The organism is Kitasatospora sp. NPDC090091 (genome assembly GCF_044747365.1).
In the GTDB taxonomy this organism is placed as follows: domain Bacteria; phylum Actinomycetota; class Actinomycetes; order Streptomycetales; family Streptomycetaceae; genus Kitasatospora.
Map to the genome: position 1 here is coordinate 1 of NZ_JBIVDY010000013.1, position 12,974 is coordinate 12,974.

15 protein-coding genes are annotated in these 12,974 nt (G+C 71.5%); 14 read left to right on the forward strand and 1 reads right to left on the reverse strand.

From position 1 onward, the window contains the following. On the forward strand, window positions 1–215 hold a 215-nt coding region (locus tag ACIPSC_RS22850), incomplete at its 5' end, for a hypothetical protein (protein WP_400827904.1). Window positions 216–283: 68 nt separating this feature from the next. Next, the gene (locus ACIPSC_RS22855) at window positions 284–664 is read left to right on the forward strand and encodes a DUF5655 domain-containing protein (RefSeq protein ID WP_400827905.1); all 381 of its coding nucleotides are present in this window, start codon (window positions 284–286) and stop codon (window positions 662–664) included. Between the two features lie 81 nt (window positions 665–745). Here ACIPSC_RS22855 and ACIPSC_RS22860 read toward each other — a convergent pair whose 3' ends face one another. Beyond that, the gene (locus tag ACIPSC_RS22860) at window positions 746–1,495 is read right to left on the reverse strand and encodes a DNA-methyltransferase (RefSeq protein WP_400827906.1); all 750 of its coding nucleotides are present in this window, start codon (window positions 1,493–1,495) and stop codon (window positions 746–748) included. A 569-nt stretch (window positions 1,496–2,064) separates the two neighbouring features. Between ACIPSC_RS22860 and ACIPSC_RS22865 the strand changes: the two genes are divergently transcribed. The 12 genes from ACIPSC_RS22865 to ACIPSC_RS22920 all read left to right on the forward strand — a co-directional run bounded on the left by ACIPSC_RS22865 (window position 2,065) and on the right by ACIPSC_RS22920 (window position 12,926). Further along, complete coding sequence (locus ACIPSC_RS22865) at window positions 2,065–3,231, forward strand: C40 family peptidase (protein WP_400827907.1); 1,167 nt, start codon at window positions 2,065–2,067, stop codon at window positions 3,229–3,231. A gap of 75 nt (window positions 3,232–3,306) precedes the next feature. After that, window positions 3,307–3,618, forward strand: a complete 312-nt coding sequence (locus ACIPSC_RS22870; protein ID WP_363556435.1) for a DUF6112 family protein — start codon at window positions 3,307–3,309, stop codon at window positions 3,616–3,618. Window positions 3,619–3,620: 2 nt separating this feature from the next. Beyond that, entirely contained in the window at window positions 3,621–4,316 is a 696-nt protein-coding gene (locus ACIPSC_RS22875; RefSeq protein WP_400827908.1) for a hypothetical protein, read from the forward strand. 46 nt (window positions 4,317–4,362) lie between these two features. Continuing rightward, on the forward strand, window positions 4,363–5,796 hold the full coding sequence (locus ACIPSC_RS22880) for an ATP-binding protein (RefSeq protein WP_400827909.1): 1,434 nt from the start codon (window positions 4,363–4,365) through the stop codon (window positions 5,794–5,796). Window positions 5,797–5,944: 148 nt separating this feature from the next. Then, a complete protein-coding gene (locus tag ACIPSC_RS22885) occupies window positions 5,945–7,420 on the forward strand; it encodes an SCO6880 family protein (protein WP_400827910.1) in 1,476 nt (491 codons plus the stop codon). A 34-nt stretch (window positions 7,421–7,454) separates the two neighbouring features. Further along, entirely contained in the window at window positions 7,455–7,904 is a 450-nt protein-coding gene (locus ACIPSC_RS22890) for a DUF6238 family protein (protein WP_400827911.1), read from the forward strand. An 18-nt stretch (window positions 7,905–7,922) separates the two neighbouring features. Beyond that, window positions 7,923–9,437: an ATP-binding protein gene (locus ACIPSC_RS22895; RefSeq protein ID WP_400827912.1), complete on the forward strand. Its 1,515-nt coding sequence runs from the start codon at window positions 7,923–7,925 to the stop codon at window positions 9,435–9,437. A 182-nt stretch (window positions 9,438–9,619) separates the two neighbouring features. Further along, a complete protein-coding gene (locus tag ACIPSC_RS22900; protein ID WP_400827913.1) occupies window positions 9,620–10,375 on the forward strand; it encodes a hypothetical protein in 756 nt (251 codons plus the stop codon). 31 nt (window positions 10,376–10,406) lie between these two features. Then, window positions 10,407–10,904 (forward strand): hypothetical protein, encoded by a 498-nt coding sequence (locus ACIPSC_RS22905; RefSeq protein ID WP_400827914.1) that lies wholly within the window; start codon window positions 10,407–10,409, stop codon window positions 10,902–10,904. A 290-nt stretch (window positions 10,905–11,194) separates the two neighbouring features. Beyond that, window positions 11,195–11,347 carry a hypothetical protein gene (locus tag ACIPSC_RS22910; RefSeq protein WP_400827915.1) on the forward strand — a complete coding sequence of 51 codons (153 nt, stop codon included), beginning with the start codon at window positions 11,195–11,197 and terminating at the stop codon, window positions 11,345–11,347. A gap of 84 nt (window positions 11,348–11,431) precedes the next feature. Further along, window positions 11,432–12,466 carry a hypothetical protein gene (locus ACIPSC_RS22915; protein ID WP_400827916.1) on the forward strand — a complete coding sequence of 345 codons (1,035 nt, stop codon included), beginning with the start codon at window positions 11,432–11,434 and terminating at the stop codon, window positions 12,464–12,466. Window positions 12,467–12,515: 49 nt separating this feature from the next. Further along, window positions 12,516–12,926, forward strand: a complete 411-nt coding sequence (locus ACIPSC_RS22920; protein ID WP_400827917.1) for a hypothetical protein — start codon at window positions 12,516–12,518, stop codon at window positions 12,924–12,926. The last annotated feature ends 48 nt before the right edge of the window (window positions 12,927–12,974 follow it).

Here is a 12,974-nt window from a genome sequence, read left to right on the forward strand (position 1 = left end):
ACCGGCACCGTGCCTGCACTGCGTTCCGGGGAACAACCATTCCCAGAACGAGACATGACGTCACAACACGCCACAAGACCGGCGAACCGGAGACCCGATCTCGAACATGCAATGCCCCTGACCCGCGGGTGCTGTGCATTCGGGTGGAGGTCGGCGGCCGTGGCCGGAACTGGCCGATCGAGCTGGTGCGCTACCGGATCTTCGACGGCCGCTGAGCCTTCAGCTCGTCGAGCCAGTCTCGGGTACCGTCAGTCAGGCGACCGTCCGCCGGTCGAACACGGCCGTGGCGCCGTCGATCACGGCCGAACCGGGGGATGTCTCGGTCTTCAGCGAGGTCCCGGAGTACCTCCGGGATCTGCACGGTGAGCTGGACGAGGTGCTCACCGCGTCGGGCTCGGTCGAGATAGTTCCTCTCCGGTACTACATCGCCTACCGACGCCTGCAGATCGTGGCGAGCGTGATCTTCCGGCCATCGGCTTCGCACCGGACGATCCTGCTGTATCTGCGGCTGGATCCGGACACGGTGGAGCTGGAGGAGGGCTTCACCCGCAGCGTGCGCGGCATCGGGCACCTGGGGACGGGTGATCTGAAGGTGCGGATCGCCTCGTCGGCGGACGTGAAGAAGGCGGTGCCGTTGATCCGGCGGGCGGTCGACCAGTCCTGACGGAGCAAGAAAGGGCGGCTGGAGCTTCGTGCGCCGGCCGCCCTTTCGCATCTGCGGCCGACCGGCCTGCTGGCTCTCATCTCACGCCTCCGGTCCTGCGAGGACGAAGCCGTCCTGGGCCTGCTCTGCCCGCAGCCGCTGGTCGGCGATCTCGGCGTAGTGCGGGGAGAGTTCGACGCCGACGAAGCGCCGGCCTTCGCGCAGGGCGGCGACGCCAGTGGCGCCGCTGCCGGCAAAGGGGTCGAGGACAACACCGCCCTCGGGGCAGATCTGGACGAGCTGCTGCATGATCTCCAGTGGCTTCTGTGTGATGTGGACCCGGCCCTTGCGGGGCTGGCTGGCGATGAAGTGGCCGGGCAGGTAGATCGTGCGGCTGTTGTCGAGGGTGCCCTTGACGCCCCAGGTGATGAACTCGGCGGACTGCTTGAAACCGCCCTTCCTCGGTCGGCTGGCCGGCTTGATCCACGGGATGGTGCCCTGCCAGGTCCAGCCGGCCATCTGCAGCGAGTCGCTGGTGGTGGGCTCCTGCCTCCAATCCGAGAAGACCATCGCGACGGAGTGCTCGGTGCTTGCCCGGTACGCCTCGGTGAGCAGTTCGGTGAGCCAGGAGCGGTAGGAGCGCTGGTCGCGGTTCTCGCCGGGGAAGGTCTTCAGGTCGTGGACGGAGTTGGACGTCACGTATTTGGCGCGGGCGTCGCGGCTGGTGCGCTCGGAGGACGTTCGCCCACCGCTGTTGTACGGAGGGTCGGTGATGACCGCGTTGACGCTCTCGTCGGGCAGGGACTTGAGGACGGTGAGGGCATCGCCTCGGTGGAGGGTGAAGCTGCTCATGGGGCCTCTCTCGGGGCAGGGGTGGACCCGCTCCCGGTAGCGCCCGGCGGCTGGCGCCGGGAGCGGGGATGGCCAGGACGGTAGCCGCGATTTCCGGCCGAACCTAACGGCGTCGCGAGCGTCGTTCGACCTGGTGGAAGGGCTGTTTGGTGCGGCCGGATTTCGCGCCTACTGTCTCGCCATGCCAACCGGGTAGGAGGACAACTCAGCTCGGCGTGGCTGGTGTTGGTCCGTGATGCTCGTCCAACGGGGCAGTGGTCGGACCTGCGCCCATCCCCTTCCCGTCCTTCCAGGAGACCTCGTGTTCCGGCTGAGATTACGAGTGCGGCCGGCTGCCGCGCGTGACCCGAGACCGGCGTCCGGGAGCTACCAACTCCCCTGACCCGGGCCCGCCCTGAGCGGCGATGCCACCACCGGCGCGGTGCCGGCGAACTCTTCGCACGAGGGGCCGGCGCCGCGTCTCCTACAAACCCCCGAGGAGCCGCTGTGATGCAGCATGCCCTGGCACAGCCATGTCTTGATCCGCCGACCCCGGTCGTCCCAGCCGCCCACCACGCCGAGCGGCGACGATGAAGAAGTCCGCAGGTGCCCTGGTCAGCCTCGTCGCCGTCGGCCCCCTGATTCTGGCCCTGCCGATCGTGGTTGCGGCGGCCGGGAGCGCCTCGGCCACCTGTGTTCCCGGCGGCGAGGAACGAGCTGTGGATACTGCTGCCGTCGCTGCCCAGGTCAAGGCGATCCTCAACGGCTCCAGCCCGCTCAGCGCTCCGGGTGTCTCCGGACTGGAAAAGCCGGACGAGCAGATCCCCAACGCCAAAGTCATCCAGGCCACCGGTGTCGCGATGCACATCCCTGTACGCGGGCAGGTCGTCGCTCTGGCGACCGCGCTCCAGGAGAGCGGGCTGCGCAACATCAACTACGGCGACCGGGACAGCCTCGGGCTGTTCCAGCAGCGTCCTTCGCAGGGCTGGGGCACGGCCGAGCAGATCATGCAGCCGGTGTACGCCTCGACGAAGTTCTTCGAGGGACTCAAGCAGGTCTCCGGCTGGGAGTCGATGACGATCACCCAGGCCGCCCAGGCGGTCCAGCGCTCCGGCTACCCGGACGCCTACGCCAAGTGGGAGCCGCTGGCGACGGCGCTCCACCAGGCCATCGCCCCGCTGCTGACCACCCCCGGCACCGGCTCGACCCCGGCACCGGGGCCGAGCACGAGTCCGTCATCGTCCACCCCCTCCACCGCGAGCCCGCCAGCTGCCGGTGGCTGCTCAACCCCGGGCGGCGACGGGACCAACTTCGGGTCGATCCCGCCCGGCACCCTCCCCGAGGAGTACGCGGTCCCGGCCGACGCACCGCCGCAGGTACAGACCGCAATCCGTTGGGCGCTCGGCCAGCTTGGCACGCCCTACCAGTGGGGCGGCACCTGCGTCGACGCGCACGGCACCGACCCGATGGGTCGCTGTGACTGCTCCTCGCTCATGCAGATGGCCTACAAAGCCGCCGGGATCACGCTCACCCGGACGACCTACACCCAGGTCGCAGAGGGCACCGCCGTCTCCGCCAGCGCCCTGAGGCCGGGCGATCTGCTGTTCACCCGAGGTACCGCGCTGCGGCCCGAGCACGTCGGGATGTTCATCGGCGGCGGGCTCGTCGTGCATGCGCCCAAGACCGGTGACGTGGTCAAGGTTTCGACCCTCGCCTCCTGGCAGCCGGACATCCTCGCTGCCCGCCGAGTGCTCTGACCGGCGTTCTTCGCTCCCCTTCCCCCGTTCTCTTCGGTGCACCCTCGTGTGCCCGCCTTCCCCCCGGAGTTCGTCATGTCGTACCTTGCCGACGCGGTCACTCAGCTCGCCTACGACCCGGGCATCACCCCCAACGAGGGTGGCCTGCCCGGCCTCTCCGTCCTCAAGCAGGTCATGGGCAGCCTCAACCTGTTCGGCATCATCGCGGTCGTCGGCGCGCTCGCGGTGAGCGCCGGCGTGTGGGCCTGGGGCCACCACTCCGGCGGCCACCAGGCCGAGGCCAACGGCAAGAAGGGCGTGCTCGTCAGCGCGGGCGCCGCGCTGCTCCTCGGCGCGGCCAACGGTGTCGTGGCCTTCTTCAGCGCGCTCGGCAGCCAGGTCAAGTGATCATGAAGAAACGTTCCCTCGCCTCTGCTTCCCGCAGCGGCATCTCCGGCGGCGCCCTCATGCGCCGCCGGGCGCTGCTGGGCACCGTGGTCCTGGTGGCGCTCGTCGCCCTGGCCGGCCTGTTCTCCTACCTCACCCGCGACAATCGAGTGTCCAACCACCCTCCCGCGGAGTCGAGTTCCTCCTCGTCCCCGACTCACTCCCTGCCAGCGGCCACGCCGGAAGGCCGGGCTGCTGCTCTGACGGCTCCGCCGGACACCCACGACCCGATCGCGTTCGGGAAGGCTGCGGCGGTGGCCCTGTGGTCGTACGACACCCGGGCCTACTCGCAGCACGCGCTGGTGGCCTCGCTCCATCGGTGGCTGACGACCGAGGGGCAGTACGTCGACGCCGACTCGGTCGAGCGCCAGGTGGCCTCGCCACTGTTGTGGGGGCGGATGGCCGACTCCGGTCAGTTCGCCACCGCGACCGCGATCGAGGCGCACTTCCCGGAGTCCTTCACCCGGGCCCTGCAGGCCGATCCGGGGGCGATCACTCAGGCGTACGTCTACGCCGTCACCGTCTCCGGCAAGCAGTCGATCGCCTGGAACGGCTCGCCCCAGGGCGGAGCCGAGGACCGCTCGGCCACTCTCGCCGTTCAGTGCCGTCCTGACCGTCCCTGTGCCCTGGTCGGCGTGATGTCGTCCGTCGCGCCCTGACACCACGGAGGAGGTGCCCTTCGTGGGCGTCTGCGACATCCCCCTGATGAGCCAAGTCTGCACCGTGGTCGACGCGGTCAGCTTCGTGGCCAACCCCGGCAAGTCCATCACCGACGGCATCGGCGCGTGGATCGCCAAGAGCATGGGCGAGCTGGCGGCCAGCGCCACCGATCTCGCCGCGCGGGCGGTCGACCAGACCACCGCCATCGACCTGAGCGCCCCGTGGTTCCGGGACAACTACCAGCTGATCCTGCCCATCGGCCTGATCCTGACAGTCGGCACGTTCTGTGCGCAGCTCATCCTGGCCGCCTGGCGCCGCGACGAGCGCGCTCTCGCCCAGGCCGTCTGGGGCACCATGACGGGTGTCTTGTTCTCCTTCGGCGCGATCAGTTTCACCGCCGTGGCCGTCACCGTGGTGGACGCGCTATCCGCCGGGCTGTTCAAAGCCGCGAACACATCGGTGGACGACGCGGTCCGCCGTCTGGTGAAGGTGTCCGAGCTGGGGGCGATGTTCCCCCTCGGCTGGGCGATCCCAGCCCTCGTCGCGGTCGGCTGCGCGATCGGCGCGTTCCTGTATTGGGGCGTGATGGTCGCCCGCAAGGTCGGCGTCCTGGTTCTGGTGGCGCTCGCCGCGTTCGCGGGTGCCGGAGGCGGCTGGGAGGTCGCCAAGCGCTGGCGACGCGGCTGGATCGAGGCCACCGCCACCCTGGTGGTCAGCAAACTGCTGATGACCGTGGTCTTCCTCGTCGGCGTCTCAGCGATCGGCAAGACCGACGCCAAGGACGGGCTCGGCGCGCTGTCCGACGCCATGGCCGGAATCGTGATCATGGTCCTGGTCCTGCTGTGCCCCTACGCCGTCTACAAGTTCGTCCACTGGGCCACCGACGGCGGCGGCCACGACGACCTCCACCGCACCGGCGTGGCCGGCATGGCGGTCGCAGCCGACGCGGCGAAGACCGCAGGCAGCCTCGCCATGCAGATGGGCACCGGCACCCCGGCACCGCAGGGGCCGAGCCAGGTTCCCGGCGTGGACGGGGGCGGTACCGGTGGCATCGACCCGATCGGGCGCATCAGCAAGGAGGGCATCGACGCCGGCCCCGCGCAGCAGCCGACGAAGTTCCGCTTCGGCGAGGACCCGAGCGCGCCCGGCGATCGTGGACGCGCTCTGGTCACCCGGCCCGGCCTCCCGGCCCTGGTCACCCGTTCCTCCCCCAGCAATGGCGGGCAGCCGCAGGCCACCGGCGGGGCACAGGACGCATCGGCTGCCCCGAGCACCCGAGCGTTCCACACGGGCGGTACGGTCGCGCCGCCGAGCACGGGTACGCCCGCGCCCTTGGCTGCACGTTCCCCCTCGACTCCGGCCCCGGCTCCGGCGCCGAACGGGCCGTCGGTCGGCGGGCCGTCCCCGGCCGGGACGTCCGCACCGGATCCGGTCCGGTTCGTCTACCCGAACCAGCCGCCCTCGTCCGGCTCCTCTTGACCGGACCACCCCCCGGGTCGGGCCGCCGCCTGCGGCCCGGCCCGGTCCCCACCACTCTTTCTCCAGCACCGAAGGAGTCCGGCCATGACGCCCAGAAGAGCGCCGCGCCCCCAACCCCCGCCTGCACGCTCACCCCCTGGATCACCCGATGCCCTCCTCCATACCAACGCCCGAAGCCACACCTGCGTCCGTCAAATTCCCCCATCGCTCGAAGCGCGGCATCCTCCTCGGCCTCAGCGCCTCGCAGCTGATCACCGTCTCGGCCACCGGCTTGCTCCTGCTCGCCGTCCTCGTCACCCGCGGCGTCGTCGGCGCCCTCCAGCTCCTGCCCGTGTGGGCCGGGGTCGCCGCGTTCGTCTTCATCCGCCACCGGGGCCGCACCCTGGCCGACTGGGCGCCGATCGCCACCCGGTACGCGCTGCGCCGGTGCCGTGGCCAGCTCGTCTGGCTCGCCCGCCCGTCCCGCCGCCCGGTACGCGAAGGACTGCTGCACCTGCCCGGCAGTGCGGCCAGCCTGCGCGTGGTCACCGCCCCGGACCGCCGCTACGGCGCCGTCCACGACCCGCACGCCGGCACCCTCACCGCCATCGTGAAGGTCAGCAGCCGCGCGTACGCCCTGCTCGACCCCGGTACCCAGAACGCCAACGTGGGCGGCTGGGGTCGCGCTCTGGCGGCGCTCGCCCGCACCGGGCACGTCGCCCGCATCCAGGTGATCGAGCGGACCGTCCCCGACTCCGGTGACGCGCTTCGCCGGTACTGGGAGGAGCACGGCCAGCCGGATACCCCGCTGGCCGGCGCCCTCTACGGCGAGCTGATCCAGAACGCCGGTCCGGCAGCCGCCCCGCACGAGTCATACGTCGCCATCGCACTGGACTTCAGGGCCGCCCGGCGCCTGATCAACCAGGCGGGCGGCGGGCTCACCGGTGGCTTCTCGGTCCTCGCCCAGCTGACCTCGGCGTTCGAGCAGTCGGCCCGCAGCGCCGGCCTCAACCCGAACGGCTGGCTGTCAGCCACCGAGATCGCCGCCGTCGCCCGCACCGCCTACGACCCCAAGTCCCTCGCCGCACTGGACCGCTGGTCCGAAGACGGCCACCCTGCCGCCGATCCGGCGGCAGCGGGCCCGGTGGTCGTGGTGGAGAAGGCCGACCACATCTCGACCGACTCCGCGCACCACTCGACGTACTGGGTGGAGAACTGGCCCCGCACCGAGACCAGCCCCGGGTTCCTGCACCAGGTGATGTTCGCCTCTGGAGTGCGCCGCACCATCTCCCTCGCCTACGAGCCGAAGGACCTGGACTCCGCGATGCGCGATGTCCAGCGGAAGAAGGCCAGCGTGATCGCCGACTCGGCCGAGCGTGCCCGCAAGGGCCAGGTCGCCTCCGAGGCCGACTCGGTGGAGTACCAGGACATTCAGAACCGCGAGCGCCAGCTGATCGCCGGCCACGCCGATGTCGCCCTGACCGGCCTGCTGACCGTCTCCGCCGACACCGAGGAGGAGCTGCGCTCCGCCTGTGCGGTGGTGGAGACCGCCGCCGTCGGAGCCCAGCTCGACCTGCGCCCGCTCACCTGGCAGCAGGCCGAGGCGTTCACCGCCTCCGCCCTGCCGTTCGCCCTCGCCGCCTGATGCCGGCCACCACCTCTGCCGAAAGAGCACCCCCATGCCGGCCACCACCGCCACCGCGCAGGACTTCGTCCCCTACGCGACCGCCGCGATCGACTTCCACCGCACGCTGAACGTCCCCGCAGGTCCGCTCGTCGCCTCCCGGGCCGAGCTGGACTCCCTCCACGAGCACCTGGTCGCGCTGCACGGCCTCCTGGACGCCCACGCCCAGCGCACCTCCCCGCTGCTGCCGGTCGAGGGCGACCATCTGAAGGCCACCCGCACCCGCCTGTGGCAGGCGGCCGAGCACCTCCACGCCGCCTACCACGCCTCTCCCCGGCCGGGCAGCGGTGAGGTCCCCGACGCCGAAGCCTGTCGCGCCCGCCGGCCCGAGGGCGCGCCGGAGCTGACCATCTGCCGTCGCCACCAGGACGCCGCCCAACTGGTCCGCCGCCGGACCACCCCCGCTGACCTGCACTCCCCCTTTACCGGCCTCGTCCGCCGCTGACCCCCGGAATCCGTGATCATGCCCAGGAACCGCGCCACCGCCAGCCCCCTGTTCGTCCCCCGCAAGACCTCCCGCGCCCAGCAGCGCGCCGCCAGGGCCGAGTTCGCCCAGGCCCGCACCAAGGCCCGCCGCGCCCAGGCCCCGGATAAGCGGCGCGAGTTCGAGGGCCTCGACCCCGAGCTGCAGGCCACTTACCCCGCCTCGGGCCGGCCCGGCGCGGCGTCCGCCCGCGGAGGAAGGCTCCGTCTGCCCAAGCACCGGATGACCACCGCCGTCGCGGGCGGGGCCTACCCGTTCCTGGCCGAGGCCGGCCTCGGCGCCGAGGGCATCTTCGTCGGCCGGGACCTCCACGCCGAGGGCTCCTTCTGCTTCGACCCGTTCGCCCTCTACAACTCCGGCCGGATCGAGGGCTTCACGAATCCGAACGCGGTGCTGTGCGGCGTGATCGGCATGGGCAAGTCAGCGTTGGCCAAGTCCATCGCCACCAGGTCCATCGCCCACGGCTACAAGATCTACATTCCGTCGGACCCGAAGGGCGAGTGGTCCGCTCTCGCCGAGGCGCTCGGCGGGCAGACGATCGCGCTCGGCCCCGGTCTGCCAGGAAAGTTGAACCCGCTGGACGCACCCACACGTCCGGACGGGGTGAGCGAGGACGACTGGACCGGCGAGGTCCGCAAGCGGCGTCTCCTGCTGCTGGCGAGTCTCGCGGCCACCGTGCTCAAGCGCGATCTGCTGCCGATGGAGCACACCGGCCTCGACGTCGCCCTGGATCTGGTCGTCGCCGAGGCCGAGGCTGCAGGCACAGTGCCGCTGCTGGGCGATATCGCCCACGTCCTCAGCCGCCCCGAGCGCCTGGACGCCGTACTCGGGGCGGAGGCCGGCAGCCTCGGCCACGCGGTCGACGACCTCGCCCACGCCCTGCGCCGCCTCGTGCACGGCGACCTCTCAGGGATGTTCGACGCACCGTCGACGGCGACGTTCGACCCGGACGCGCCGATGCTGTCGATCGACCTGTCCCGTCTGGGTAGCAGCGGCGATGACACGGCCCTCGTGCTGGCCATGACCTGCGCGAGCGCGTGGATGGAGTCCGCGCTCGCCGACCCCAGCGGCGGCCGCAGGTGGGTGGTCTACGACGAGGCGTGGCGGATCATGCGACACGTCGGCCTGTTGGAGCGCATGCAGCAGCAGTGGAAGCTCTCCCGGGGCCTTGGCATCGCCAACCTCCTGATCCTGCACCGGCTTTCCGACCTGCTGTCCGCAGGCGACGCCGGATCGCGCGGTCGCGTACTCGCCGAGGGCCTCCTCGCCGACTGCAGCACACGGATCATCTACCGGCAGGAGCCGGACCAGATCGCGGCGTCCATGGTCCTGCTCGGCCTTACCGGCGTCGAAGCCCAGGCGATAGCCGCACTCCCTCGCGGCCGGGGCCTGTGGAAGGTCGCGGGGCTCAGCTTCGTCGTGCAGCACCTCCTGCACCTACGCGAACGCCGACTCTACGACACCGACTTCCGTATGGCCGCCAACTGTCAATGAGTGCAGATTACTTAGCCCGGCCCTCCCGCCGAAGTCGCCCTGACCGCAGTTGCCGCACCCGTACACCCGACCGGACCACGCCGATGACCGCTCGCCCCCGGAAGGAAGCCTGCCATGCCCCTCCCGAACAGACCCCGCCTCGCCGACGCCCCACCGTCCGTACCTCGAAGCGGAGCCCCGCCGTGCCTGCCGAAACCCCCTCTGCCCTGCCCGACGTCGCCATCGGGCGCCACCCCGATCACGGCATCGTCGCCGCCCTGCCCACACAGTCGGCCGCCGCCCAATGGATGCTGGAGCGGCTCGAGTTCCAGCGCATCCCCGGCCACCCGAGCCTGTATGCACTGACCGACCAGCAGCGCGAGGCACCGGAGCGCGCCGCGTGGGCCATCAAGCTGCTCAACGGTGCCGGCTACCGAGTCGACGCCGACGCGGCCCTGGCCCCCTCGGCCGCTGTTGAACAGGCACGGGCTCGGGCCGGCGCGCCCTCGCCGCGCGGCCAGGAACCCGATCCAGGTCCCGACGTGGCCTTCGCCGAGCATCCGCGATTGGGAGTCGTCGCCGCCGTCGGCGGACACCAGCCACTCAGCCCGGCCGTCTTCCTGGAGGTCGACGGCTGGCGCTGGAACCGCGACCTGGACATCTACCTTCCGCCCCCGGTCACCAACCGGGCGGAAGCCCTCGACGCGGTGGCCCGCAGCACCCTGTCATTGCGGCGCGGCCACTACCAGGTGGCGATGCAGCCCGAACTCGCCGAAGCCGTCGCCGCCAACCGCGCGCCGCTTCACCAGGCCTTCACCACCCACAAGTTCCGCGTCGACGAGGCCTCCCTTGCCAAGAGCCCCGCAGCCCGGCCGACTTCCACCACGAAGGCCATTCTCACCGCCGGGCCACCAACCGCAGCGGTCGACCCGCGCGTCGCGTTCGCGCGCGCCCGATGACCACCACCCCTATGACCAAGGAGCAGATTCGATGTCCGTGAAGAAGGTCTGGACGATCACCCACTCGTGTAGCCACGAGAGCCAGAGGGACCTCGGTGACCGCCCCGCCGACCGCCGCGCCGGGTTCGCCGACTGGCTCGCCAAGCAGGACTGCACCGACTGCTGGCGAGCCGCGAAGGACGGCGACGAGAGGGACAAGGCAGCGTGGCTGGAGGCCAAGCGCGCCGCTGAGCAGGCGGAGTCGGATGCCTGGTCCGAGAAGTACCGGATGCCGCCGCTGGAGGGAACCGAGCGGGGCGTCGCCTGGGGCGTGCGCTGCCGCCACCAACTCCTGGCCGCCGCCTACACCAGCCTCGTTCTGGACGGCGGCATGTCCGAGGCCGCCTGGGAGCAGGTCGAGGACCAGGCCCGCACGGTCACCCGCGCCGGCTGGTGGATCGATCAGCGCTCCTCCGAACCCGGCGACTTGGAGGAGCTACTGGAGGCCGCCGCGGACACGGACCGGCCGACCGAGAATCCCTTCGCGTGACAGCCCGATGCCCTGCCCCGGGGCAGGGCACCGGACCGGCTTCCGGCGAATCCCGAGTATGAGGTGCCTTCCCAGAGAGGCCATCACCGCCCTCGCCGATGGCGGACACTTCGCCCGCGAGAAGTCCAGCCGCCGCTGTGATCCTTCGCTGTGCTGACGCCCGTCCGATCTCCGGGCCCGGCCGCCCAGTGTCTACCACCGACCTCCGGCCGGGCCAACCCGCCGAATCTGCGGATCCTCTCCCTGCCAGCCCGCCCGCCTGGCCCGCCGCCCGCCCAAGAGGGGACGCCGTGATCGCCCACCTGCAGCGCGCCACCACCACGGCCGCGCTGATTCCCGCCCTCTACGGACAGGACGACCCCCGCTACCGGATGCGGCCGCGGTTGATCGGCACCGACTACCGAGGTGCCAGCAAGCAACTCCCCCGCTTCGGCGACCCGTAGGAGGTCCTCGGCGGCGGCGTCCTCGACGCCCCGGCAGCACGGATCGACTCCCGGGCGCCCGAACGGCCGATGCGGATGTGTTCGGTGCGCTCCGATCCCCGCCACCCGGACCTGTCCGACGCCCAATGGGCCGACGTTGCCCGACGCCTCGTCACCGCGACCGGGCTCGCCCCCGAAGGCGACCCGGACGGCTGCCGGTGGGCCGCGATCCGCAATCTCGACCGCTCGGTGCACATCGTCGCCACAGTCGTCCGCGAGGACGGCGGGGTCCACGGCACCTACCGGGACGCCTTCCACGCGCAGGCCGAGTGCAACCGCATCGCCGCCGCCCTCGGTCACCTCACCCGGTCCGTCCCTTCCGTCACCACCGCCAAGGACTACCGTATGCCCGCCCCCGTGATCACCATCGGCATCGAGCCGAGCGGAAGCGTCGTCGCCAAGGGCTCCAGCGACGACCTGTCCGCTGCCCTGCTCAAGCACGCGGGCTTCCAGGAGAAGGCGGGCTGGTACGGCCGCCGGCACCGGCTGCCCATCACCACGGCTCCGGCCGACCGTGCCGCCATCGCCACGCACTCCGCCGAGATGCTGCGGGCCGCTCGCTACGGCGTCGACCTCGACCCCAGGCTCGACACCGATCTGCTCACCGGCCGCACCGACCGGCACGGGCTCGCCACCCCTGGTGGGAAGATCCTCCAGCTCACCGATCAGATCCGCGGCGCCACCGACTTCGGGGAGGTCGCCGAGGTTCTCGACCAGTTGGTCGACCCGGACTACGGGGTGCTCGCCCGGGTTCACGAAGCGATGGAGGCCGTGTCCGAGCAGATCACCGATCTCGACCCCGAGCAGTTCGAGCTCTCCGACCGCTTCGGCTTCGCGGGCGACTCCATCTCCGCCGCCCTGGGCGAGCTGGGCGGGGCACTCGACGAGGTGCAGCGCGCCCGATCCCCCCAGGCACCCGCCCACACCGCCCTGGCCACCTCACGCTACTCCGCTGCCGCCACCGACGCGGCCCGCGCCACCTCACCCGCCGTCACCGCCCGCGGCGTCACCGCTGGCGCGCCGCCCGCCTCCGTATCCCCGACGGCGGCGGGCCCCCGGCCGACAGGCCGCGCCCGCTGACCGGCGGGACTCCCGTCGCCACCGCCCTCTCTCCGGAAGGAACCCCTCCATGGGCAACCTCGCCGACACCTACGGCACCGACGTCGAGATCTACCGGGGCGCCGACGGCCTCGTCTGGGCCGACTGCCGCACCGGCATCCCTCACCAGGCCACCGAGGTCCTGCGCGGGTGCGGCTTCGAACCCGCCCGACCCACCCCCGATTCCCTCCGTCTCCCGGACCACATGGGCTACACCGACCGGCAGTGCGCTGCCTCAACCGCCGCCAGCCTGCTCTCCGACTTCGGGTACCAGGCAGCCATCGCTCCGGAGCTGGTCGTCGGCTACATCGGCAACACCGACGTCGCCTCCCGCGCGCGCCTCGCTGCTGCCCGCCGGCGCTCAACCGCTGCCAAGGCCCCCGCCACCGCCCCGGCGCCCGCAGTACCCGCCCCCGGCCGCCCTGCCGGCCTCAGCCGCTGAACGTCTCTCCCAGACGCCGAGGAGCAGACCCCGTGAATCGCACGAGAG